Here is a 24,959-nt window from a genome sequence, read left to right as displayed (position 1 = left end):
CCCGCTCTCCTTCGGACGGGCCAGCCCTTGCGAGCTGGCCGTCGCCGGATAGCTGACCAGAGACCCTTGGCACTTTCAGGTATCTCGTTGTCCGCTATCCGGTGGTTTTCAGTTAGTCGTGCGAATGACCATGGCTGTGGCCATGACCGTAGTCGGTGCCGTTGCCTTGGTTCTGGCTGCTCGATTGGACTTCCTTGGCGTCCTTGATCTCTGTTGCTTCCTTGGTTTCGACGGCTACGTTGGACGCTTTGCCTTCAATGGCTTGTTCGCTTTCAGCCGCGTAGGCCGAAAGAGGGCCCAGCAGGCAGGTCATCAGCAGGGCGCGGCCCAGGGTAGTGGTGGTTTTCATTGGGTAGTCCTCAATCATTGAATTCATGGTGGGGGTGAAGCAGATGCCCTCCCACCGCGTGGAGGGAGGGGCGGAGCTCTTACATCATTCGTTTGAAGCTCAGGTATTCACCGGTGGTCTTCAGGGTGATGGTCACGTCCTGATTGCTGCGGTTGCGCCAGAACCAGCCGTGAGTACCGTCAAAGATGGCGCTGAACTCGCCCTTGTCGCCTTTCACCTGCTTGCCTTTGCTGTAGCTGTGGAAATAGCCGTTGGGGCCGTTGTAGGGCTCGCCGTGGGTGTCGTGATTGACCGGCACGCCGTTGGTTGACCACTCATAGCTGACCGTTGCCTTGTCGAGCATTTCCAGCTTGACCTCGCTGGCCTCACCCGGCTTCAGGGTCAGCGTCAGCTCGTCGGATTTCAGCGTTGGTTTGGCTTCTGCAACCGGCTGTGCAACTGGCTCTGCCACGGCTACCGCCACGACCGGCTGTTGAGGGGCTGGCTGCACCGGGGGCTGAGTCTGTGCCGGGGCGGTCGCGACCGGTTGTGCGGCCTCCGCCGCCGCCGCTTCCTGCGCCAGGGTTGCCTTCAGCTCACCCATTTGCGTCAGGCCGAGGGCACGACCGACGCCAGTGGGGTCGAGAGCGTATTCCGAAGGCATGACCACGGTGACCAGCAGGACGCCGGCGGTGATCAGGGCGATGACGGTGGAGCGCAGCAGCTGGGCGGTGCTGGGCAGGTCGTTGGTATCAGGACGTTGATTATTGAACATGAAGAAAATTCCTTACTGGGACACGATCAGGCCGGTGAGCTGGTAACCCATCAACAGGAAACCGGCGCTCATCATGGCGACGTTGGCGGTGTAGGCGTGGCGCCAGAAGCCGGCGGTGCGCCGCCAGTAGCCCATGGCGATCAGGATGGCGCTCAGGGCCAGCAGCTGGCCGATCTCGACGCCGACGTTGAAGGCGATCAGGTTGGGGATCAGGCCGTCAGCGGCGATCTGGTAATCGAGGATCTTGGTGGCCAGGCCGAAACCGTGGATCAGGCCGAACACCAGGGTGGCCGTCCGCGTATCCGGCTGGTAGCCGAACCAGCGCTGGAAGGCCCCCAGGTTGTCGAGCGCCTTGTACACCACCGAGAAGCCGATGATGGCGTCGATCACATAGGCGCTGACGCTGATCTCCATCAGCACGCCGAGCAGCAAGGTGACCGAGTGGCCGACCGCGAACAGGGTGACGTACAGGCCGACGTCCTTGAGACGGTAGAGGAAGAAGATCACCCCGAACAAGAACAGCAGGTGATCGTAGCCGGTGATCATGTGCTTGGCGCCCATGTAGATGAACGGCAGCAGCATCACCCCCGAGCTTTCCTGGATGAAGCCCTTGTCACCTTCGGCCACGCCATGGGCGAGGGCTTCGGGGGCGGCCATGAACAGCAGGGCGCTGAGCAGCGGCAGCAGTAACGAACGGCGCAGGCGCGCGACAAGCGCACCTACCCCGCACAGGGATTGCGAATGCATGGATAAGTCCTAAGTTGCAGTGGTCTTGGGCCGCCGTGGAGGCGACCGACGTCAGAGCACGAAACTCGGACGGGGCGGGCGCTCGATCAGAAAGACCGGGCTAGCGGGCAGGAAATGGCGAGGTGCGACCAGCGTTTGGCTGCGCTCAGCCAATGTGTGCACCTTGATCAGCGAGGTAGGGTATGGCGTTTCGTGCAGATGGTCGGCACTCAGCGGGGAGTGTTCATGCTGCAACTGGCACAGGACGCAAGCACCGACTTGCTCATCGCCAGCGTATTCATGCTGGTGGTGGTGATGGTCGGTTGGCTCGAACGCAGGATGAGACGAGTTGGTCAGCCAGGCAGCCGCGTGCCCGCCCCATGCCACGACCATGGCCAGGAGCAGCGCAAACACCAGCTTGATCTTGAGGGTTTGGCTGAACATATCAATCTCGGAACGCCTGGGGGCTAGCATGCGGGCCATTAAGCGGCTTTGAAGCATCCTCCCCCAGGGGATAGGATGCAAGCCTAGATCATACGGACAGCGGGCTCAAGTCATGCATGAAGATCATCACCACCATGAGAGTCACGGCGACATCATCAAACGGCTCAAGCGCGCCGAGGGCCACCTGCGCAGTGTCATCGCCATGATCGAGGAAGGGCGCTCCTGCGTGGATGTCGCCCAGCAACTGCATGCGGTGGAAAAAGCCGTGTGCCAGGCCAAGCGCACCCTGATCCAGGATCACATCGACCACTGCCTGGAGCACGCCTTGAATGGCATCGCGAACGTTGGACATGTTTCGCTGGACGAGTTCAAACAGATCACCCGGTATTTGTAGACCGGGTCATCCTGAGTCTCGGCAAGCGAGCTGAAAATAGTACAAGAGCGGGGGAAGCCTACTGCCATGGTACGAGCTACAGGCAAAAGGATGAGCTTCCCCCGCCAGGGCTTCTTGCTGAGTATCCGAGTGGTGTTGGACGTACTGTACTCGGAAGGTCCTGTACCGGGGGTAGAGGGGCCATGGGGGCCCTGTGCAAGGGCTGTCAAGGATGCGCCGTGGAGAGCGCTGTGCCAAATGGCCCCTGATGCCTAGCAGAACGCTAGCGATCCAGATCACCGATGGCCGCATCGAAGGCGAAAAACGCGAAAAAGTTAAAATCAGTAAGTCATTGATTTTTAAAGGACAAACTAAATTTAACAGTTAGCAAGGCTCCAGAATTCATGGAGAAGGACCCTGCCGGCGTCTCGCACTGGTTCGACCTGGGGGAGGGCCAGGCCATCGAGGGGCTTCTGGTAGCCGCCGGCAATGAGCGACGGGTCTATGTGGTGACCTCGTTGCCGCCGCCGGGATGTGAGTCCATCCATGGCCGCTGGCCACTTGTTCGACTCGCTGAATGACTTCTGATCTTGCTGAGTCACCTTCCGCTGGTCCATGCGGAATTTAGTTGATGGTCTGGATGGGATCTGCTGGTGGCATCGGGTAGAGCTTGGCCTCGTACATCTCGATCAGCGACGCCAGAGCATCCAGCTCATTGCCCTCGGGTGTACCGATCTCGGCACCCCACAGCTGATCCATGCGGGCAAGGGCTGCGGATAGGTCTTCCTCGGAAAGAATCGGTTTGATGTTCATCGCCCTGTCTCCGCATTGAACTGGTCGTACAGGCCATATCGGCGATGGCTTCCGAGTATGACCGCTCGCCAACAGTCAGGACCAGCCTGGATCGCCGAAGCATCAACGAAGGCGGGTTCGCATTTCTTCTATGGATAGCAGCTTGGAGGCGCGAATGGTGGCTATACGATCACACACAACACGCTCGCTACGGAGATCCTCCAGCTCGTCGAGGAGTGCCTGGTAGGCCTCGGCGCTAAGGGTGACGGCTTCCTGCTTGGGCTGGTCAGTCATGGCTGCACTCCCTATTGGTTCTCGCGAGGCGACCTGCAGGCTCCATCGTTTTGCCATGGGCAAGAGCTGCCTTTATGAAGTGGCGTTGGTTGGCTGAAACACCGCCGCCCAACCGTAGGGCCTCTTCCGTGAATTTCGCGATCATGCCGTGCTTGTCAGAGACTTTCTTGCGCTTCATGCCTGCCTCATCCGGGGTTGTGTCCCGAGATGTTAAGAGTCTCTGAGTGATTACAGCCCCCTCAAGCTGAATGTAGCTGTGCTGCCAGCCCATTTCCTGAAGCCGGCTGCGGAGCTTTGAAAGCCACGCCGTCCTCCGCTTCGGGCGGGTGCCGGCTGAAGTACACGCACGACCGCCCTCCATTGTGGGGAGCACGGGGCGCTCAGGGCGTCAGGGGATCGAAAGCCGTTGATGCCAAGGGCGTGCAGCCAAGTGTTGACTGGCCGCCAGATTGCCACCGAAACAGCTGCGGCACAGCGGTTTGTTCAGGTCGTCATAACGAATCGGGTGGCCGTCTTGGTCAAGCAAGTCACCGCCAGCAGCCTTGAGGAGGGCATGGCCGGCGAGCACGTCGTGCGGAGATACAGGATAGAGCGAAACCCCCGCGATGCCATCGCCGGCGGCCACGCGCGCGAGCCGATAGGCGATGCTGGGCATCGGGCTGAAGCGCGCCGGAGCACAGAGCTCGGTGTTCAGCTCTGGTTGCTGGTCGGCGGCCGTGCTGACGAACACCACCGAGTTAGCGTCGAGCTGCCGTGCGTCCAGATTGGGGCAAATGTGTCGGCCATTGCGCAGCAGGCCAGTCATGCTGAGCTCCCAGGCAATGCAGTCAGGCCCGCGCGTGGTAACTGGCGCATAGACGACGCCCAGCACCGGTAGGGCATCTTTCAGAAGGCCAACGGAAATGGCCGAGCCAGGCCTACCCGCCAGGAAATCAGTGGTGCCATCGTTCGGGTCCACCACCCAGCAATGGCTCGCCCCAGTCAGCGCGCTTCCCGTTTCCTCTCCCCAGAAGTCTCCCAGCTGCAGTCGCAGCAGCCCCTCGCGCAGCAGGATCTCCACTTCGACGTCGATATCCGCCTTGTCTCCCGCCCCGCGAGGGCCACCTGGCCGTGCAGCTTCGGCGGCGATGAGCGCTCCGGCGCGCATAACCAAAGAGATGACTTCATTCAGCATGAGCTTGTCTCGAGATTGATGTTTGGCGCTGGGACTGCACTGTCCGGCGTACTAGGCAGCGGGAGCGGATGGCCGCATTATCGAGCTATTCCATCTGCATAGGCTGATCCGCTCTCAGGATGATGAGAGCTACGCCACCGAGGACGCGCGGCAGTTGCTCTACCCAGCAAGGCCGCGATCGATGCCGATCACCTGCTCGCATCTTAGGAGCTTCAGTTGGCGGACCAGCAGCCTGCAGATGAAGTGGACGTCGTCGTCGGCCAGAATTCTCATAGGGATTACCTCGTGGTCATGCCTGACCGTTCTTTTCCTGAAGCAACTGTTCGATCCGCGCGGCCGTGGCGGCTTGCAGGGAGGGGAATTCGGCGATGCCGCGAGCAAGCGCGGCGCCATCGCAGTCCTTGGTGGCCTGCTCGAGTGCTGTGCACAGCTGCCCCAAACGCGCGGCGCCCACGGCGCGGGACGATGACTTTAGCCGGTGGACAAGGGCGCCAATCGCCTCGAGGTCGTTGCCTGCAAAGTGCTCCTGCAATTGCGGCGTCAGGTCGCCCAGTGCCTCTCCATAGTCGCCGAGGACTTCACGGATCATCTCTGGGTTGTCGCCGACCAGTGTGGTCAGCGCGCCCGGATCGAGCAGGAGTGCTTCCTTGGGGGAGTCTGCCGCTGATGGTGTGTCTCGTTCGGCGACCGCTTCCCAGTGCAACCAGCGGACTAGGGCGGCCTCGAGATCGTGCAAGAGAATGGGTTTGGTCAGGTAGTCATCCATGCCGGCAGCGTGGGCTCGTGTGGTCTCGTCGCGCAGCGCGTTGGCGGTCAGCGCCAGGATGGGGATGTGGCGATCGGGGCCTTCCTCGCGGCGGATGCATGCGGCCAGTTGGTAGCCGTCCATTTCCGGCATGTGCAGGTCGCTGAGCACCAGATCGTAGCCGCCGAGGCGCCACATGGCCAAAGCTTCGACGCCATGGCAGGCCATCTCGAAGCGGTAGCCGAGCAGGGTGAGTTGCTGCTGGATGACCTTGCGGTTCACGGCCTCGTCCTCAACCACCAGGATTCGCCGGCTGGCTGCAATATCGGTCGGCATAGCCGATTCCCTCATCGGTACCCGTCCGCCGTCGCTCCCTGGCGGGGCGTCGATTGCTATCAGGGGCAGGGTGATGGTGAAGATACTGCCGATGCCCGGGGTGCTGGCGACCGTGATTTCGCCGTCCATCAGAGTCGTCAGGCGCTTGCAAATGGCAAGGCCGAGGCCGCTGCCGCCGAAGCGGCGGGTGGTCGAGGACTCCGCCTGGGTGAAGGGGTTGAACAGGCTGGCCTGATGCTCGGGGGCGATGCCGATGCCGTTGTCCTCCACTGCGATGGCCACGCGCAGCGGATCGCTGCTGGCGAGGCAGGCGCGCACCACGACCTGACCGAGGCATTCGCTGCGTCCACCGGAGAACTTAATGGCATTGCCGATCAGATTGTAGAGGATCTGCCGCAGGCGTATGGCATCGGAGCGGACCCAGCGGGGTATCTCGGGGGCGATGTCCTGCTCCAGGGCGACGCCGCGCGAGCTGGCCAGTGGCCCGAGGGTACCGCAGAGGCTTTCGATCAGTTCGACCAGAGGTACAGGGGCTTGCTCGATCTCCAGCCTGCCGGCCTCGATCTTGGAGAAGTCGAGGATATCGTCGATCACGGCGAGCAGGGTGTTCGCCGAGTCGCGGATGGTCATCACTAGGTCAGCCTGATGCGGAGGCAGACGATCTCGGCCTAGCACGTCGATCAGGCCGATCACGCCATTCATTGGTGTGCGTATCTCATGGCTCATGGCGGCGAGGAAAGCCGATTTGGCGCGGCTGGCCTGTTCGGCATCCTTACGCGCCTGGGTCAGACTGGCGATCAGTACCTTACGCTCGCGGATGCCGCGCAGCGTGCCAACGAAGAAGTGCTCACCATGCACTTGGTATTCGGAGACGCTGATTTCCAGATCGACTGGGTGTCCATCCCTGTGCCGACCGGTTACCTCCCGGGTGAGGCCTGTGACGTGCCGCTCACTGCTTTGCTGAAAGCGAGCGATGGCATGAGCGATGCGATTGTCATGACTTTCACTCAGCTGGGGCGGCATCAGCATGGAAACGTTGCGACCGATCAGTTCGGTCGGTGTATAGCCGAACAGCGGCTCGATGCTCGGATTGACGCTTTGCACGATGCCACGGCTGTCGATGGTGATCACGCACTCGAGCAGATGGTCGAGCACGGCACGGATCTCTTCTTCCTTGGCCTGCAGATCGGCGAGTGCCCGGCTGCGTTCAGCGACCCTCTGCTGTAGCTGGGCATTCAGCTCGCCGAGTTGTTCGGCATGGCGGTGCTGTGTGGTGGTGTCATGAGCGGTGAGGAACATCAGGCCGCCAGGTTGCGGCACGGCTTTCCATGCCAGCCAGCGCCAGGAGGCGCCCTTGCAGCGGTAGCGGTTCTCGAAGCCGATGGCTTTTTCCCCCTGCCCCAGTCGTGCGATTTCTGCCTGGGTAGCCTCGACGTCATCGGGGTGTACGAAATCGATCAGCGGGCGACTGAGGAGCTCCTCTTCGCTCCAGCCCAGAATGCGGGTGAAAGCAGGGTTTATGGTCTGGAAATAGCCGTCGTTGCCAACGATGCACAGCAGGTCGAGAGAGAGCGAGAAGATGCGGTCGCGCTGCTCTTCGGCATGGATGCGGGCACTGATGTCATTGAGTAGAAGGAGTGAGCCGGGGCGTCCCTCGCATTGGTAGGCCGCCGAGGTGATCTCCACCCAGGAGGAGGAGCCATCCAGGCGGAGGTATCGCAGCACAGCGGCATCTTGGATGGGGTCCCCGGCTGCGCGCCGGGCCAAGCGCTCACCCATGAGTTCGTGACTGTCCGGATGAATGAAATCGAGGAGCGGGCGTTCCAGCATTTCCTCCTCGGAACGGGCGCCGAACATCGTCAGGGCGCTCGCATTGACGAAGACACAGCGGCCACCGCACTGCACAAGAATGCCGAAGGGGGACAGCTCGATCAGGCGGCGATAGCGCTCTTCACTGGTATGCAGCTGCGCCGTCCGCTCGTGCACCTGGCGGGTCACGGTAGCCTGCCGCCCGGCGCTACCCAGGGTGGCGAACACCGCGAGAAATGCTGTGGCCATGGAGAACCCCAGGAACAAGCGTTCCTCCTGAGTCGATCCTGGTTGGCGGAGCGGGCCATGGGAGGCCATCTCCAGCCGCCAGGTACGGCCCTCGACCTGAAGGTCTCGATGCCAGGTTGGTTCGACACCGGCTGGCAGCAGGTCCATGAAGACATGCTGCGAGGTTCCCGGTGTGATGTCCGCAATACGCACGCCGAAGTCGTTGTTCCTGGCCTTGGCAAGCAGCGGGGCGAACAGATTTTCGATATCAATGATGCCTGCCACGTAGCCGCTCAGCTCTTCATCCAGACGGCCTTGGTTAAGTCGCCAGACAGGAATGAAGACCAGGGTGGCTTGGCGCTCGCTGCGTACCAGACTGATCTGTTCAGAAGCGATGGCCCGGCCATTGTAACGAGCGAGCTCCAGGGCCTGACGTCGCGATTTTTCAAAGGCGTGGTCGAGCCCCACGGCCGTACCGCCAGAGGCCAATGGCTCAGTGAACACTATGGGGTAGTACTCCGGACGCTCGCCTGCCGGCTGCAACTGTCCGTGCCTATCCAGTTCGCTGATACGGAAGCCGGCAAAGCCTGCAGCAGCCATACTGGCTTCGAATTCGCCACGTTGAGTCCAGCCTACGCGCGGAGCCCAGTCCACTGACAGCAGAGCTGCGCGATTGACAAAGCTGCGGGAGTACTCGTGAAACTCTTCTTGGGTGACTTCCTCGCTGGCCGCGAAGAAGTGCGCGAGTCCTTCCAACGGCAACAGCGTTTCAGTGATCTCCTGGGCCACATCGTCGCCGATTGCCTCCATCACCCGATGCGCCTCGTTTTTGGCTCGCAGATCCTCCAGTTGTGCCAAACCGATATGGCCTGTCGCCAACAGGGCCGAAGTGACGATTAGGGGCATCGCAAAGCGGTAGCTGCTCCCATCGGCCAGCCGGAAAGGGTGCTTACCCGGCCACAGCAGCCGGATCAGCGGCGCGAATAGCAACACCCCCAGTGTGTCGCCGACCCACCAGAGCAGCCATTCACTGAAAAGGTTCTCGCTGGCAATTCGACCACCCGCAACCAGGATGACTGTGCCAAGGGTGGGGGCCACCAGGCAGGTCAAGGGGCCGACGGACACTAGCGACAAAGCCAGACCGAAGTCGCGGGAAAATGGCCAGGAGCCTTGCAGGTAGAGTCTCGCCAGCCACGCAGCCAGCAATGCTTGGACGGTCGCCGCAGCGGCGGTCAGGATACCCAGGCTGGCACCCAGCAGTGTCGGCTCGAGCCACAATTCAATCAGCAGGCCGCCCAGCCAGAGGCCTGGCCAGCAGGCCAGCCCCCATGCCAGCAGTACCGCCACTGCCATACCTGCCGCCGGCCATATCGGTACGGCGTACCCCGTGGATTGGGCCAGAAGGATGCCCAACATGCCGGCCATGACGTAGAGTCCAGCCGCGTGCAGATTCACTTTCGCCAACATCGCTCCGGTGGTGAGGAGCAGCGGACGGGACAGCATTTTTTTATTGCACATGGTCTGCTACGTGTATGAGGAAGTTGTCTGGTTGGGCAATGGGCGCAGTGGCAGAGCCCCACTGGGGGGCTCTTGCCCTATATTTTCACTTTACTAGAGATTTGTGACAGCGCCTTCCGGGCATGATGGCCGCTGCAGGGCTGACCGGGGCAGCCCCTCATTAACAAGATCGAAGAAGGCATCCGCAGATACTGCAGGGCTGAAAAAATATCCCTGCCCCTGGTCGCAGCCGCTGCTGCGCAGAAACTCGAGCTGTTCTGCCGTTTCGATACCTTCGGCTACAACCCTCAGGTCTATATTGTGTGCCAGAGTGATGATCGCCTGTGTCAGGGACCGGGCATGCGGTCGCTTGTCGAGATCGCTGGTGAAAGACCTATCGAGCTTGAGGTTGTCGAATGGCAGTCGCATAAGGTAGCCAAGCGAGGAGTAGCCAGTACCGAAATCGTCCAGGGAGAGGCCGACGCCTATTTTCCTGATTCCAGAAAGAATCTCTACAACCTTTTCAAGATCATGGGCCAGTACGCTCTCGGTCAGTTCAATGTCCAGATATCGACCACTCAGGCCGGTATTTTCCAATATGCGGCCGATCATTGCGGAGAGGTCGCCGCCACGTAACTGTCTTGCCGATAGATTCACAGAGATCGTGAACTCGGAAAGCCCTGCCCTGTGCCAGGTCGCGTTTTGCGCACAGGCGGTGTGTATGACCCACTCTCCTATCTGGTTTATCAGCCCGGTCTCCTCCGCCAGCGGAATGAATTCGGCGGGAGAAATATTTCCTAGCCAGGGATGCTGCCAGCGCAACAAGGCCTCTGCTCCTACGATACGCCCGCTTTCCAGGTCCCATTGGGGCTGGTACACCAACGTCATCTCTTCGTGCTCGAGCGCATGGTGCAATTCGTCTAGCAGTTCCATGTGGCGCCGGTTTTTACTGTCCATGTCTGCAGAGTAGTATCTGTATGCATTACCCTCTTCGCGTTTGGCTTGGTACATCGCTAGGTCGGCGCTTTTGAGAAGATCCTGTCCCTGGCCATCCTGCGGGTACAGGCTGATACCTATGCTGGCCCCGACGTGAACCTCTCTGGTTTCGATTTTCACGACCGTGGTCAGTGCCCGGATAATTCTCTGTGCGACGTGGGCAGCCTCCTCGGGCGTGGCCAAGTCCGAAAGAAGCACGACGAACTCGTCTCCGCCAAGTCGCGCGACCGTATCGGTTCCCCTGATGAGTTTCTGCAGCCGCCTGCCCACAGCTCGTAGTAGTTCATCTCCGGCGTGATGTCCCAGGCTGTCATTTATGACCTTGAATTTGTTGAGATCAAGCAAGAGTACTGCCGCCATCGCTCCCGTACGCTGGGTCCTGATGGTTGCCAGGTCGAGTCGCTCGAGAAACAGCTTGCGGTTGGCAAGTCCGGTAAGTTCGTCGTGCGTCGCTTGGTATTGCAGGAGTTCTATATATTCAAGCTGCTGTTGGCGTTGCTTATCGTGACGTTCGGTTACGTCCAGCATGACGCCTATCACCGCCGGGCAGCCATTGATCGTCATGGCAGATCCGTAGATTTCCAGGTTCACGAGGGCACCATTCGATTTTCTCCCACGCACCTCGTAAATGGCAGTACTCGCTTCGCCGCTCAAGCGTTTGCTTATCTGTTCCTGTGCAATTTCGAGATCTTCTTCGTCGATCAGGTCAAGCAGGTTAATCGAGTCAGTGAATCGCTCGCGATTGTATCCGAACATTTCCGCCATGCGTTGGTTGGCGAATACGAACCTGCCGTTCTGAGCGATATAAACGCCAGCGATCGAGTTCTCGGCAAGCCCTTTGAACATGCTGGAGGAGTGCTGCAGTGCAGTATTGTCGAGCTGGTTCTGGTGCATCAGGTCGGCAATCGTCTGCGACGCGAAATTGAAGGCGGAGGCGAGCTCGCCAATCTCGTCGCCTGATTTCACCCGCATCCGGGTGGAATAATTCCCATGCGCCAACTCCCGATGGCGACGTGTCAGTTCATGCAAGGGCTCGAGGACGCGCCAGCGAACGAACCAGACCAGCAGCAGGAAAATTACCAGCTCGGAAATGAACAGAGCAATCACCTGTTTCTGAATACTGGCATTGGTCCGCTGTGCCTCCAAGGTGATAGCCGACACTAGCGTCTCGGCACTAGCCAGCAAGAGGTCAGTTTTCGAAGATATCCTTTCGATTGGCATCGCGGCTGCCATGCCTTGCGTTCTTTCGAGTGCCGGGCCGTTACGGTACGTCTGCCAGTCGCTGTGTAGCGCAAAGACCAGTGGCTGCATCGCCGGCGGCAGTCGCTGAATGCTGAGCCCCAGAGCATTGCCACCATGCTCGAGCGCGTTGAGGGCGTTCTCGTAAGCGGCTTGAGCCGACTTGAGACTGTCGCGGCTCCGATCCTGATACCATGAAGCCAGTTCCTCGAAGGCGATTTTCTGGCTCAGCATGCGCAGCTTGCCCGCAAGGTTGACGACTTCCGCCACGCCCGAGAGACGGGCGAGAAAGTTATGCACTATCACGACGTTGCCGGCAGCCATCACGGTCAGAACGATCAATATGATGGCGAATTTCCACTGGAGGCTGAAGCGGCGTGGGTTCGAGCGTAAAGAAAGTGGCGAATGGTAAAAGCTCATGCATGCGGACCTCCTGGCCGGCAAACATCTAGGATGAACAATCGTATAGAGGGGGCGATGCTCCCTTTCGATGCATGGCTAACCCGGGTGCAACTACTATGTGCAGTAATGGTGCGTCGAGAGGCCAACCTCTCATGGCATGCCCGGCCAGTTCGTTTGATCGATTTGGCGCCCGAGGTATCCACCTTGGTGCGGGCATTGCTTGTAATGGCCTTTACATGACTCACCCCGGCGTTTTGTCTCATGACCTCGGTCATCCACATCTGACTTAATCGATCAACCGCACGGGTTATTGACACCAGAGCTGTGCGTATTCCTGCCCCTCAAAACCAAAAGGCGTCCGCACCGTCGCCGCCTGTAAGGAGCAGGGGGCAGCAGTGGGGACGCCTTTGTCGAGGGGAAGCATGGCCCGCCATTGGACCACGGATTGTTACAGCAAATGTCATGCCACGGTTGTATGCGAGCGGTGCTTCCCGTGGAGGCGGAAGGCTCCGGCGGCGCTGGTACTCTCCAGAGAGCAAGCGGTGCAGCAGCAGCTCTGGAGTGTCACGAATGGATCAACAGCTCATAGCAAGCGAGTGATCTTGGCCAGCAGCGTGGCGCGGTCGAAGGGTTTGGCGATGAAGTCGTTGGCGCCGCTCTTGAGGCTTTCCACCACGACGCCCCCTTCACTTTTGCCCGTCAGCATGATGAACGGGACCTTTGTCAGCGACGGCATCATGCGGAAGCGGCGCAGTGCTTCTAAGCCGTTCACCCCCGGCATAATGATGTCGAGCAGCACCAGGTCCGGTGCGTTGTTGCGCAGCATGCGCAACGCTTCGGTGGCATCCCCAGCGATGCTCAGGTCGTAGTCTCGGGCATCCAACTGATGCGCAACGATCTTGTGCACGAACTCGTCGTCGTCGACCAGCAGGATGCGCGGCCGCACCTCCCTAGCCAGTGCACCGAGGGCACGCGCCGATTCGATGTGCGGGCTGTAGTCGTGCTGCAGTTGCGCGGCCCACTGGTGTACCGGCTGCATAGCGGTGCTGACGCTCTGGAAGGGTTGGTTCAGTGCAGACTGCTTAAGCCGCTCTATCTCCTCCTGCAGATGATGCAGGGCATGGGGATCGTTGTGTGCAAAACTGCCGGCGCGGTGGTGCAGATGGTCGAAGGCGCTGCCGATGTCCTGCTCGGCCTTGGTCACCGCACGATCCACGCTGGCCAGGCGCAGGCTGCCTTCGGCCACGTGCTGTTTGAGCAGATCCTCGAGCTCGGCGATGCGTCGCGCCTGTTGGGCGAACTCGCCGAGGGCCGGCGCACTGCGCTTGAGGGCGCGCTGCTCGCGCAGGGCGTTGTGCACCGACATGCGCAGGCGCGGCGCGTCATGGGTCATTGGCCAGAACATGACGTAGTCGTCGAACACCTCGCGCCGGCACAGCGCATAGGCATCATGCACGCCCTGCTTGCTGCACAGCACCACTGTACGATGCGGTTGCAGATGGATCTTCCCGCTCAGTCGGTACAGCTCCAGGTAAAACTGCTCGGAGCGCTTCAGGCTCTTGAAGGCTAACACCAGCACGTCCGGAAGGTGCTCGTCAAAGGCGCCGATCCGGGTGTCCTCGTCGAGTGTCATGATCAGGTGCTCGAACTCGAGTTGCAGCTGGTTCTGGATGATGGTCGCATCGGCTTTGTCGTCGGTGGCGACCATGATGGTGACGGGGAGCTTCTTGTTGACTGTCATGTTTGGGGTGCGTCACATGGGTTGTAGAGCGGGCCGCCGAGCGCAGGAGGTCCCGCGCCTGCGATTGGTATAGAGGCCTACAGGAGGGAGGCCGCCGCGGGTCATGCCGGCATGCCGTCGATACACTGCTCGACCGCCTGCAGTTCGCGTTCCAGCTGGTCGAACAGCGGTTGCAGCAAGGCGGTATCGCAGGACTGGTCGCCGGATCCCTCCAGGCGGGCGCACAGCTCGCCCATAGACATGGCTCCGACAGCGCGCGAGTTAGACTTGAGGGAGTGAGCGAGGCTGACCACGCTCGCGCAATCCTCGGCCTGTAGTGCCGTACGCAGTTGTGCGACTACCCGGTTGGCGGTGTTGCGAAATTCGACGAGAAAGTCGGCGAGCACTGCCGGCTCGTTGCCGACCACGGTCTTGAGCACTTCGATATCGACCGCTGTCTTGCTGGCGGCAGTAGGGGCGGCTGGCTCGTGCGGGGTGGGCTTTGGACTCAGCCATTTCTCCAGCATGGCCTGCAGATCGTCGAGCCGGGCCGGCTTGCTCAGGTAGTCATCCATGCCGGCTTCCAGGCAGCGCTGGTTTATGCCCTTCTGCGAGTTGGCGGTCAGCGCCACTATGGGCAGGCGCCGGCTGCCGTTCTCGGCGGCGCGGATCGCGGCGGCCAACTGGTAGCCGTCCATTTCCGGCATGTGCAGGTCGGTCAGCAGCAATGCATAGCCACCCTTGCACCACAGTTCCAGCGCTTCCCGGCCGTTGGTCGAGACATCCGCAGTAAGTCCGAGCAGGGCCAGCTGGTGCAGCAACACCTTCTGGTTGGTTGGGTTGTCCTCGGCCACCAAGATCAGTTGTCCCTGCCGCAGCGCCACTCCCGACAGCGTCGGGTTGGTCTTGCGCATGCGTACGGTTCCTTGGCCGATGTCGCCGGAGACACCCTGGCCCAGGGCCAAGCGCGCGGTTTCGATCAGGGTGCGCCGACTCAGGACGTTGCCGTCGATGCGCACCAGATGACGAGTTTCCACCCGCGGGCGTCGACGTGCGCCGCGGCCGATGCAGAGGAAGCGCAGCTCGGGGAGGCGCCAGGCACGGGCGGCCTCGCGCAGCTGCGCGGAGTCCAGCTTTCTCCGGCCCTCATCCACGAGGCACAGCTGTGGCCGTTCGGTGAGTCGTGCCGTCAAGGGGGCATGGAGATCGGCAAGCGTGACGATGCGGGCGCCGGCGTCGATCAGGTACCGAGTGAGGTCGGCTAGCAACCCGGTCTGCGCGCCAACCACCAGGCAGCAGACCTCGGCCAGCGCCGCTGGCGTTACAGGAGGGGCGCTGTGCACGCGCTGCAGCGGTAGCTGGACGCGGAACAATGCACCGGCGCCTGGTTGGCTTTCCACCTCGATGCGGCCGTCCATGAGCTGGATCAACTGCTGGCAGATAGCCAGACCCAGGCCTGTGCCGCCGAAATGGCGGGTGGTCGAGGCGTCGGCCTGGGTGAAGGGATGGAACAGCTTGTCGAGTTTGCCGGGCTCGATGCCGATGCCGTTGTCGCGCACGCTGAACTCGATCCAGGCCTGGTTGCTATCGGAGGACAGCAGGCGGCTGCGAACCTCGACTTGGCCGCTCTTGGTCGTGGAGCTGGAAAACTTGATGGCGTTGCTGGTCAGGTTGACCAGGATTTGCCGGATGCGCAGCGGGTCGCCGAGCAGGACCTGGGGTATGGCTGGGTCGGTGAACATGGTCACGTCGATGTCGGCCCGGTCCGCCAGGTGGTCGAGCATGCTGCAGACATGTTCGAGCAGCTCGGCGCAGCACATCTCGACTTCCTCCAGCTCCAGCTTGCCGGCCTCGATCTTGGAGAAGTCGAGGATGTCCTCGATGATTCCCAGCAGCGACAGCGCCGACTCGCGGATCAGGCCGATCATGTCCTGCTGCTGAGGCTTGAGCGGGGTTTGGGCAAGCACTTCGAGCATGCCGATCACGCCGTTCATCGGCGTGCGGATCTCATGGCTCATGGTGGCGAGGAAGCTGGACTTGGCTTGGTTGGCCTGTTCGGCCTCCAGCAGCGTCTGCTCCAGGCGAGCGTTGAGGCGCTGCAGCTCCTGCTGGCTGGCCAGCAGGTCGGCTTCAGCCTGTTTCTGCTCGTGAATATCGGCATGAATGCCGGAAATCTGCGTCGGCTTTCCCAGGGCGTCGTAGCCGCTAACGTGCCCGCTGGTGAGAATCCAGCGCCATTCGCCATTGCGCGCGCGCAGACGGTGCTCGGCGCGGTAGACGGGGCTGCGTCCCGAAATGTGCTCCTCCATGCAGGTCAGGACCCGCGGCTGGTCCTCGGGGTGGATCAGGCGGTTCCATGTGTCGTGGCGATTGGGCAGCTCATCGGGGCCGTAACCAAGCATCTGCAACCAGCGCGAACTGAAGACCACCTCGTTGGTGATCAGGTTGCGGTCCCAATAGCCGAACTGGCTGGCATCGATCACCCGCTGCAGGCGCGCCCGGCTTTCCTGCAGCTCATGGCGGCGCTCCAGCTCATGGCGTCTGGCACGTACAGTTTGCGCGGTGGCGATGAGTGTGAATGTCACCACCAGGAAGGTGACCAGGACGCCGGCGAGCAGGTAGAGCATGGCGCTCGGCGAGCGGCCTTCGGTGGTTGCCGGTAGCGGCCAGATTTCGAGGCTCAGGCGCTCGCCGTCGAGGCCGTCGATGCTGGTACGCCAGGCCGGCTGACCAAGAAGGATGTCGGTCGGGCGATTGTCGAACAGCACTCCCGTCTGACCGGGCACTGGACTGGAGATGCGATAGGTTATGCTCTGCAGGGCGGCCCGCTGGTTCAGGGTGGCGAACAGCTCGTCGAGATGGAACAAACCCACCGCATAGCCGCGCAGTGCGCGGGCGCGGGCCTGGGGCGTGGCCCGGGTGGCATCGAAGTCGTGCGCATAGACGGGAACGAACAGATTCCAGGCATGGGGATGACGGTCCAGGAGTTCGCCCAGCGGATGGTGTGGCGACCATATGTTGTGCCCGCTCATGCGGGCCTGGTGCAGGGCTGTGTGGTTCGAGGGGGAACTGGTGAGATCGATGCCGCCCAGGCGGCTGATACCCTCCGGCCGAGCGATGAACTGCAGGGGAAAATACTCAGGGCGAGTGCTGGCCTGGCGTGGAGTGTCCTGCTCATCGTATTCACGGATGGTGAAGCCGATGTAGCCGTTCAGCCGCTGCTGGCGCTCGAAGCCTTCGCGCTCGACATCGGTCACCCGCGGGGCCCAGGCCAGGGCATGCAGTCCATCCATGGTCAGGGCGCGGTGGGCGAATCGCTCGAGCTGGTGGGCGCTGGGCTCGACACCGCTATCGAACAGATCGCTGACTGCCAGCAGGCGTTGCGACTGCCGGGTCATCTGGACGGCGAGCATGTCGCGGATGGACTCGCCGGCTGCGGTCAGGCGAGCCTGCCAGTTGGCGCGCTCCAGGCGCTGCAGCCAGACATCGCCGAGTATCACCAGGGCACAGGTGACTAGGGTCGGGATGGCGATGTGCAGGGCGCGGCTGGACCAGTGGCGGCGCAGGGGGGATAGCAGCGGCAGGAGCAGCGGCATGACCAGGAGGATGCCCAGGGTATCGCCGGCCCACCAGGTGAGCCAGGTCTCCAGCAGCCGCGCGAAAGGCAGGTTTTGCAGCAGGATCAGGCCTGTGCAGCCGACGCTCGCGGCGATCAGGCTGCTCAGCGGGATCGCCCGCAACAGGCAGCGGAATACCTCTTGCTCATTCTCCAGCGGGTCGCTGCGTTGCAGGAGGGGGCGTAGCAGGCGCGCGCCGAGCACCGCCTGCAGACTGGCTCCGCTAGCGAGCAGGGCAGACAGGGCCATCAGGTTCGCGCTGTCTTCGCCGGTTGCTAACTGTAGACGGTACAACAGATCGGAGGCGAAATAGCCGAACCAGACTCCTGGCCAGCGCGCGATGCCCCAACCTAGCAGGACGACGAGAGCCAGGCCGGCGGCCGGCCAGAGCATCACTGCATGATTGGAGGGGCTATTGAGCGCCAGGGCTAACTGGGAGAGGGCGAAATACCCCAGAGCCAGCGTGGAGATCTGTACCAGTCGCAGCAGGCCACGGGATCTGGGCAGACGCAGATGCCGGGATGAGGGGGGAGGCGCAAGAGAGTCTGGAGGGTTCATTGTTGTTCTGACGAGCTGTGGGTATTTTCATGAGGCAAAAGGAAGTCTGTGCGGCCGGAGGCGTGCCCGCACAGACGAGCGGCCGTGACTCTCAGCCATCGGTGACAGGAGTGATCAGCTCGGCACGGCGACGCTCCCAGTCCTGCAGCCATGCTGGCAGTTGTTCAGCCGGCATGGCTCGGGCGATGAACCAGCCCTGGGCGACATCGCAGCCGGCCTGGCGCAGGTAGTCCCAGTCGGCACGATCCTCGATGCCTTCGGCCACTGCCTTCATGCCCAGCTTGCGCGCCATCTCCAGGCTGGCGTTGAGGATGGTGCTCAGGGAGGCGTCGCGCCAGGCGCCATGCACGAAGCTGCGGTCGATCTTCAGCTCGTTGAACGGGATGTCGCGCAGCTGCACTAGCGAGGAGTGACCGGTGCCGAAGTCATCGATGGACAGGTGGATTCGCTTCAGGCGCAGGCGGGTGAGGATATCCAGTGCCGCCTGGCGGTTCTTCATCAGGTGGCTTTCGGTGACCTCCAGCACCAAGCTGGACAGAGGCACCCCGCTGTCCAGCGCAGCGCGCTCGACGAAGTCGGGGAAGTCCAGGCGTTGCAGGTTGTCCATCGACACGTTGATGGCCACCTGCAGTCCATGGCCTCGAGAGGCCCACTGACGGACATCGCGCAAGGCGGTGTGCAGCACTTTGCACATCAGTGCATCAATCAGATCCGCCTCTTCGGCCAGAGCGATGAAGCGGTCGGGATAGACCAGACCATCCTGCGGGTGTTGCCAGCGCACCAAGGTCTCGACGCCGGTAACCAGGGTGCTGGCGAAGTCGACCTTGGGTTGGTAGTGGTTAACCAGTTCACCGGCCTCGATGGCGTGGGCCAGCTCCGCGGCGTCGTAGCAGCGTGCTTCGGCTGCATGTGGGGCACTGCCACCGGTCGCAGCCTGTTCCAGCAACTGCTGCAGCTGCGCACTGGAGACCGGTTTGAACAGGGCGCCCGGCACGCGTAGCTCGTGCTCTCGGGCCAGGCGCTCGGCGCTCTGCAGAATGCGTTCGTCCTCGCCGCTGACCAGCACCAAGGCGCCCGCATAGCCAAGGCGCACCAGATGACGGATGAACTCGATGCCATCCATCTCGGGCATCTGCAGATCGCAGAAGATCAGGTCTATGCTACCGGGTTCGCGCTCCAGATGTTCTACTGCAGCAAGAGCTCGATCGAGGTCGGTCACCTGCTCGCAGCCGAGGGTCTTCAGTTGGCGGACCAGCAGCCTGCAGATGAAGGGGTCGTCGTCGACTACCAGAATTCTCATAGGGATTGCCTCGTGGTCATGCCTGACCGTTCTTTTCCAGAAGAAACTGTTCGATCCGCGTGGCCGTGGCGGCCTGCAGGGGGAGGAACTCGGCGATGTCGCGGGCCAGCGCTGTGCTGTCGCCATCCTCGATGGCCTGTTCGATTGCTGCGCACAGTTGCCCCAGACGCGCGGCGCCCACGGCGCGGGACGACGACTTGAGGCGATGGGCAAGGGCACCGATGGCGTCGAAGTCGTTGCCTGCGAAGGAGTCCTGCAATTGCGGGGTTAGGTCACCCAGTGCCTCGACATAGTCGCTGAGGATTTCACGAATCATCTGTGGGCTGTCGCCGACTAGTGCAGCCAGTGCGTTCGGGTCGAACAGCGGGGGCTCCTCGACGACCGCGAGTGTTGGCGGTGTGCTCCGCTCGAGAGTCGCGTCGCAGCGCAGCCAGCGCGCCAGAGCAGCCTCGAGGCTAGCCAGGCGGATGGGCTTGGTTAGGTAGTCGTCGACGCCGGAGGCGCGGGCTCGTGCCGCCTCGTCGCGTAGTGCGTTGGCAGTTAGCGCCAGGATGGGTATGTGCTGGTCGGAGCCTTCCTCGTGGCGAATCCTTTCGGTCATCTCGTAGCCGTCCATTTCCGGCATGTGCAGGTCGCTGAGGATTAGGTCGAAACCGCCCTGGCGCCACATGGCTAGGGCTTCGACGCCATGACTGGCCATCTCGAAGCGGTAGCCGAGCAGGGCGAGTTGCCGCTGGATCACCTTGCGGTTCACGGCCTCGTCCTCGACCACCAGAATCCGTCGGCTGGCTGCGAGTTCAGCCGGAACGGCCGACTCGGGCGGTGCAAGGGTTTGACCATCGTCGGTATCCAGCGGGGCGTCGATGATCGGCAGGGGCAGGGTGACGGTGAAGATACTGCCACTGCCCGGGGTACTGACGACCGTGATTTCGCCGTCCATCAGCGTCGCCAGGCGCTTGCAGATGGCCAGACCGAGGCCGCTGCCGCCGAAGCGGCGGGTGGTCGAAAAATCCTCCTGGGTGAAGGGGCTGAACAGGCTGGCCTGATGCTCGTGGGCGATGCCGATGCCGTTGTCCTCCACGGCGATGGCCACGCGCAGCGGATCGTCGCCGGCGAGGTGGGCGCGCACCATGACCCGACCTGGGCGTTCACTGCGCCCACTGGAGAACTTGATGGCATTGCCGATCAGGTTGTAGAGAATCTGCCGCAGACGCAAGGCATCGGAGCATACCCAGCGCGGCACATCGCCGGCGATGTACTGCTCCAAGGCGACACCGCGCGAGCTGGCCAGCGGTCCGAGGGTGCTGCTGAGGCTGTTGATCAGTTCGACCAGAGGCACAGGAGCTCGCTCGATTTCCAGCCTGCCGGCCTCGATCCTGGAGAAGTCGAGGATATCGTCGATCACGCCGAGCAGGTTGTTTGCCGAGTCGCGGATGGTCTTCACCAAGTCGGCCTGGTACGGGGACAGGCGATCCCGGCCCAGTACGTCGATCAGGCCGACCACGCCGTTCATCGGGGTGCGGATCTCGTGGCTCATGGCAGCGAGGAAGGCCGACTTGGCGCGGCTGGCCTGTTCGGCATCCTCGCGCGCCAGGGTCAGGCTGGCGATCAGGTTCTTGCGCTCGCGGATGTCACGCAAGGTGCCGATAAATAGGCGTTCGCCATGCACGTGATACTCGGACACACTCAGCTCTAGGTCGATCGGGTGGCCGTCCTTGTGACGGCCGGTGACCTCGCGGTTCGAGCCGATGATGTGTCTCTCGCCGGTGACCAGATAACGCGAGATATGACTGTCGTGCTGCTCGCGTAGTGGAGAGCCCATCAAACGGGAGACGCTCTGCCCGAGCAGCTCCTCCTGCGTGTAGCCGAGCATCGGCTCGATGGCCGGGTTGACGCTCTGCACGATACCGCGGCAGTCGATGGTGATTACGCATTCGAGCAGGTGGTCGAGGATGGCGCGGATCTCCTCTTTCTTGGCATGCAGCTCGGACAGCGCCAGGCTGTGCTCTTCGATCTGCTGCTGCAACTGGGCATTCAGCTCTGCGAGTTGATTGGTACGCTCGGCCACCTCGCGGGAGATCACGGCATGCCGTTCGGCACTGCTCAGCGTGGCGAATGTGGCGAGAAAGGCGGTGAGCAGAGCAAAGCCGAGGAACAGGCGCTCCTCGATCGTCGAGCCCGGTGTCCAGAGCGGAACGCTGGACTCCATCTCCAGACGCCAGGTCCGTCCGCCAACATGCAGGTCGCGCTGCCAGTCGGCAGAAGTACCGCTGTCCAGCAAGTCGATGAGCGGGTGCTGGGGCGAGCCAGGAGTGACGTCCGTGATGCGCAGGTCGAATTGGCGTTCGGCGGCCTTGGCGAGCAGTGGGGCGAAGAGCTGCTGCATATCGATGGCCCCAACCACATAACCGCCGATATCCTGCTCATGGCCGCTATCGGTGAGGGGCCACACCGGAATGAAGAGCAGGGAGGCATGGCGATCGGTCCGCGGCAGGCGGATCAGGTCGGCGGCCATGGCCTTGCCCCGCCCGCGGGAAACCGCCATGGCCTGACGGCGCAGTTCTTCGAAACCGTGGTCGAGTCCCAGTACCGAGCGGCTGGCGGCCAGAGGCTCGCTGAACAGGATCGGGAAGTACTCGGCGCGTTCGCCGGCTCGTTGCATGCGCAAGTCGCGGTCCAGTTCGGCGATGCGATAGTCTGCAAAGCCCTCGCGGATGGCGGCTGCCTCGAAGCCGGCGCGCTCGCTGTGAGTGATCCGCGGCGCCCAGTCCACCGAGTGGATAGCGGGGCGGTTGATGAAGCTCTGGGTGTAGGCGCGAAACTCCGTCCGGGTGACCTGCTGACTGGCGGCGATGAAGTGCGCCAGCCCCTCCAGTGGCAGCAGGGTTTCGGTTATTTCCAGCGTGGCGCCGTCGCCTATAACTTCCATCAGGGTGCGTGCCTCGCTCTGTGCGCGCAAGGCCTCCAGCCGGGTCAGGGCAAGGTGGCCAAGCGCCAGAAACGTGGCAGTGACGATCAGCGGCAGGGCGAAGCGGAAGCCTCCGCCGGGGGCGCGCAGGGGATGCGGGTCAGGCCAGAGCAGGTGGATCACGGGAGCGAACAGCAGTACACCGAGGCTGTCGCCAATCCACCAGTGCAACCATTCGTTGATCAGGTTGTCTGCAGCGATCCGCTCGCCGGCGAACAACAGGGCGCTGCCGAAGGTGGGAGCAATCAGGCAGGCGAGCGGGCCGGCTGTCAGCAGGAACAGGGCCAGCCCGCGGTCGCCCGAAACACGCCAGGTGCTTTGCAGGTAGCCTCGGGCCAGCCAGGCGCTCAGCAGTGCCTGGGTGGTCACCGCCGCGGCTGCGAGGGCAGCGAGACCCAGGTCGTGAGAGGAGGAGGCGAGCCACAGATCGACCACTACTCCTCCCAGCCAGACGCCCGGCCAGCAACGCCAGCCCCAGGCTAGCAGCGTGGCAACGGCCACGCCGGCCGCCGGCCAGATCGGCGAGGCGTAGCCCGACGACTGTGGCAGCAGCAAGCCAGCCTGACCAGCCAGCACATACAGTCCTGCTGTAGCCAGGATTTGCCAGAGGAGCTTTCGCAGTCCGCAGATAGAGGCCATGTTCGACTCGCCTGTAGTGGCGTTGCTGTCTTTGTCGTGCATGGGCTACCGGGAAACCTCGCTGAGGCGTCGGCCGATGGCCAGAGCCGCCGGATAATGAGATTTCCCAAAGCATATCAAGCAGTACTTCATGCCACATGGATCGCCGGGAGTTCGCCGGGAGAACCCGCAAGCGCAGATGCAGCGGGAGCGACCAGGCTGGCCACCACGCCCTCGCCTCGCAGATAAGGTAACTGCCGGAAGGTTCGAGCATGCCCCGAGTCCTACTTGTGGAGCGCTATCTTGGCAAAGTCGCGCTGGCCGGGCAGCAGGCACGACTCGAGGCGCTTCGAATATAGAGCACAGGGGAGGCTTTACCAGCCGAGACTTTAGGGAGGATGGCGTATTCCCCGGACTCGGGTAGTGCTTTGCCAAGGGAGACATGCTGAACGGTCCTTTGCTCCGGATTATGACTGCCTGGGGGCCTGGGAGATGCGGGCCAGCGACGCAAGCAGGGGCGGAGGCGCAAGGAACTGCAGCGCCAAAGGAAACGCTGCATTTCTTGGCGGTAGAGAGATCGGCCCCGCAAGGCGGAACCAGCTCGACCGGCAACCCCGCTATCATGGCCGCCCGCTTGGGCAGGCGGCGTTAGACCGGAGGCTTTGCGACCCCGTCTTTCGAGCGGGTGAGCCAAAATTTGTGACCATGTTAGCTTTTCGCGAGCTTCGCCGAAATAGCGAGTCGCTGTTGTATAGCGAGCCGCTGTTGTTCGGTTATTACCCAAATGCTCCGGCAGGGTGCTCGCCGGTAGCATCGCCGCAGATTATATTTTTGTCAGCCTGTGGCTTCCGGTCGCTCTGGGGCGGACAGACATCGACTTTCGAGCAATCGCGAGCGAAACCGTTATGCAGATTCTAGTAGAAGACAATCCGAAGATCTGCGCCTACCTTCAGCAGGGAAGTGAGCGAGGCGGGCTTCGCCGTCGACCGGGTGGAGAGCGGCAGCAAGGTGTTGCAGCAGGCGCTGGCCGAGGCCTACGACCTGCTGCTCATCGACGTGATTAGGCTCGGGCTGGATGGCTGGGAGGTGCTACGCCGCCTGCGTGACTCCGGGTAGGCGCTGCCGGCGGAGCTGCGCCCGCTGGTGTCCTCGTTCAACGGCATGCTCGCACGGCTCGATGAGTCCATCGTGCGGCTGTCCAACTTCCCCTCCGATATCACCTATTAACTGTGCACGCCGCAGACTCACTCGAGCTCAGGTTGATCGAGCAGGAAATGATAGATCTCGCGGCGATGCCCCCTTGCCTCGTGCCTGCATGAGCCAAGGGGGAGGCAAGCTTAGTCAGTTTTTTGAATGGAAACGATCCTGGCTGTCATGCCTTGGCTCTGGAATTCGAAGCTCACTTCGTCACCGACCTTCAGCCCCTTCAGCAGTTCGGGTTTTGCGATAAAGCCCATGGTCATTGGTGGCCATTTCAAGCTGGGAACGGGGCCGTGCGAGAGCGTGACGGTCCCTTTAGCGGCGTCGATCCCCTTGATCGTGCCGCTGGCCTTGGCGGTCGTGGCCGCGCTGTCCTGTTGTTCCATATGCTTGGGCTGATCCATTGGCATCCTGTCCATGGGCTTGTCGTGCATGTCAGCCGCTGTGGCGGTCTGGACGAGCGCGGCGGTCAGAATGGTTACGAGTACTTGTTTCATTGCTGGGTTGCTCCTGTGGAATTGGATGGTTGCACAGCTGATGCTTTGGGGAGATGCGAGCGGCGTATCAGCCGGTAGGCCGCCGGGATAACGAACAGTGACAGCAAGGGCGCGCTGAGCATGCCACCAACCATGGGCGCGGCGATGCGGCTCATGATCTCGCTGCCGGTGCCGCTGCCCCAGAAAATCGGCAGCAGGCCGGCGACGATCACCGCCACGGTCATCGCCTTGGGACGCACGCGCTGCACGGCGCCCTGGCGAATCGCCGCCAGCAGTGCCTGCTCGCTGCGCTCGCCGGCCGCCTCGCGCTCGGCCCAGGCCTG

At 62.2% G+C, this 24,959-nt stretch carries 16 protein-coding genes, 2 pseudogenes and 1 riboswitch; of the genes and pseudogenes, 2 read left to right on the top strand and 16 right to left on the bottom strand.

Annotation, left to right across the window (positions count from 1 at the left end; genetic code table 11):
• Nucleotides 1-112: 112 nt before the first annotated feature.
• The 4 genes from BM297_RS20595 to BM297_RS20580 all read right to left on the bottom strand — a co-directional run bounded on the left by BM297_RS20595 (nt 113) and on the right by BM297_RS20580 (nt 2,273).
• Nucleotides 113-349: a hypothetical protein gene (locus BM297_RS20595; RefSeq protein ID WP_092428598.1), complete on the bottom strand. Its 237-nt coding sequence runs from the start codon at nt 347-349 to the stop codon at nt 113-115.
• 79 nt (nt 350-428) lie between these two features.
• Complete coding sequence (locus BM297_RS20590; RefSeq protein WP_092428600.1) at nt 429-1,103, bottom strand: transmembrane anchor protein; 675 nt, start codon at nt 1,101-1,103, stop codon at nt 429-431.
• 12 nt (nt 1,104-1,115) lie between these two features.
• A complete protein-coding gene (locus BM297_RS20585; RefSeq protein WP_092428602.1) occupies nt 1,116-1,850 on the bottom strand; it encodes a HupE/UreJ family protein in 735 nt (244 codons plus the stop codon).
• A gap of 51 nt (nt 1,851-1,901) precedes the next feature.
• Nucleotides 1,902-2,273, bottom strand: a complete 372-nt coding sequence (locus tag BM297_RS20580) for a hypothetical protein (protein WP_092428655.1) — start codon at nt 2,271-2,273, stop codon at nt 1,902-1,904.
• Nucleotides 2,274-2,385: 112 nt separating this feature from the next.
• Between BM297_RS20580 and BM297_RS20575 the strand changes: the two genes are divergently transcribed.
• A complete protein-coding gene (locus BM297_RS20575) occupies nt 2,386-2,667 on the top strand; it encodes a metal-sensing transcriptional repressor (protein WP_092428604.1) in 282 nt (93 codons plus the stop codon).
• A 554-nt stretch (nt 2,668-3,221) separates the two neighbouring features.
• On the opposite strand, the pseudogene BM297_RS21710 reads toward BM297_RS20575, so the two are convergent.
• The 10 genes and pseudogenes from BM297_RS21710 to BM297_RS20530 form a co-directional block, all read right to left on the bottom strand.
• A pseudogene (locus BM297_RS21710) lies at nt 3,222-3,459 on the bottom strand (helix-turn-helix domain-containing protein); the annotation flags it as partial.
• Nucleotides 3,460-3,561: 102 nt separating this feature from the next.
• Nucleotides 3,562-3,732: a hypothetical protein gene (locus tag BM297_RS21960; RefSeq protein WP_175526706.1), complete on the bottom strand. Its 171-nt coding sequence runs from the start codon at nt 3,730-3,732 to the stop codon at nt 3,562-3,564.
• Entirely contained in the window at nt 3,725-3,910 is a 186-nt protein-coding gene (locus BM297_RS20565; RefSeq protein WP_092435544.1) for a hypothetical protein, read from the bottom strand. Before BM297_RS20565 ends, BM297_RS21960 begins: the two co-directional genes overlap by 8 nt.
• Before the next feature lie 210 nt (nt 3,911-4,120).
• Complete coding sequence (locus tag BM297_RS20560; RefSeq protein ID WP_092435524.1) at nt 4,121-4,906, bottom strand: inositol monophosphatase family protein; 786 nt, start codon at nt 4,904-4,906, stop codon at nt 4,121-4,123.
• Between the two features lie 289 nt (nt 4,907-5,195).
• Complete coding sequence (locus BM297_RS20555) at nt 5,196-9,542, bottom strand: PAS domain S-box protein (RefSeq protein WP_092435521.1); 4,347 nt, start codon at nt 9,540-9,542, stop codon at nt 5,196-5,198.
• A 93-nt stretch (nt 9,543-9,635) separates the two neighbouring features.
• Entirely contained in the window at nt 9,636-12,176 is a 2,541-nt protein-coding gene (locus BM297_RS20550; RefSeq protein WP_092435518.1) for an EAL domain-containing protein, read from the bottom strand.
• 565 nt (nt 12,177-12,741) lie between these two features.
• Nucleotides 12,742-13,899, bottom strand: coding sequence for a response regulator (locus tag BM297_RS20545; RefSeq protein WP_092435515.1), 1,158 nt, complete (start codon nt 13,897-13,899; stop codon nt 12,742-12,744).
• A gap of 101 nt (nt 13,900-14,000) precedes the next feature.
• Nucleotides 14,001-18,053 carry an ATP-binding protein gene (locus BM297_RS20540; protein WP_092435513.1) on the bottom strand — a complete coding sequence of 1,351 codons (4,053 nt, stop codon included), beginning with the start codon at nt 18,051-18,053 and terminating at the stop codon, nt 14,001-14,003.
• A gap of 91 nt (nt 18,054-18,144) precedes the next feature.
• The gene (locus BM297_RS20535) at nt 18,145-19,353 is read right to left on the bottom strand and encodes an EAL domain-containing response regulator (RefSeq protein ID WP_092435510.1); all 1,209 of its coding nucleotides are present in this window, start codon (nt 19,351-19,353) and stop codon (nt 18,145-18,147) included.
• A gap of 16 nt (nt 19,354-19,369) precedes the next feature.
• The gene (locus tag BM297_RS20530) at nt 19,370-22,960 is read right to left on the bottom strand and encodes a CHASE domain-containing protein (RefSeq protein WP_092435507.1); all 3,591 of its coding nucleotides are present in this window, start codon (nt 22,958-22,960) and stop codon (nt 19,370-19,372) included.
• Between the two features lie 583 nt (nt 22,961-23,543).
• Nucleotides 23,544-23,641, bottom strand: a riboswitch (cyclic di-GMP riboswitch).
• Between the two features lie 203 nt (nt 23,642-23,844).
• On the opposite strand from BM297_RS20530, the pseudogene BM297_RS21705 reads away from it, so the two are divergent.
• Nucleotides 23,845-24,052: pseudogene (locus BM297_RS21705) on the top strand (response regulator); the annotation flags it as partial.
• Between the two features lie 224 nt (nt 24,053-24,276).
• Here the strand turns inward: BM297_RS21705 and BM297_RS20525 are convergent.
• Both BM297_RS20525 and BM297_RS20520 read right to left on the bottom strand, forming a co-directional pair.
• A complete protein-coding gene (locus BM297_RS20525) occupies nt 24,277-24,636 on the bottom strand; it encodes a copper-binding protein (protein ID WP_092435504.1) in 360 nt (119 codons plus the stop codon).
• On the bottom strand, nt 24,633-24,959 hold a 327-nt coding region (locus tag BM297_RS20520; RefSeq protein ID WP_139231102.1), incomplete at its 5' end, for an efflux RND transporter permease subunit. The genes BM297_RS20520 and BM297_RS20525, both read right to left, overlap by 4 nt.

It is taken from the genome of Geopseudomonas sagittaria, assembly GCF_900115715.1.
Lineage (GTDB): Bacteria > Pseudomonadota > Gammaproteobacteria > Pseudomonadales > Pseudomonadaceae > Geopseudomonas > Geopseudomonas sagittaria.
The sequence above is the reverse complement of the archived record's forward strand: the minus strand, read 5'-3'. Positions and strand labels throughout refer to the sequence as shown.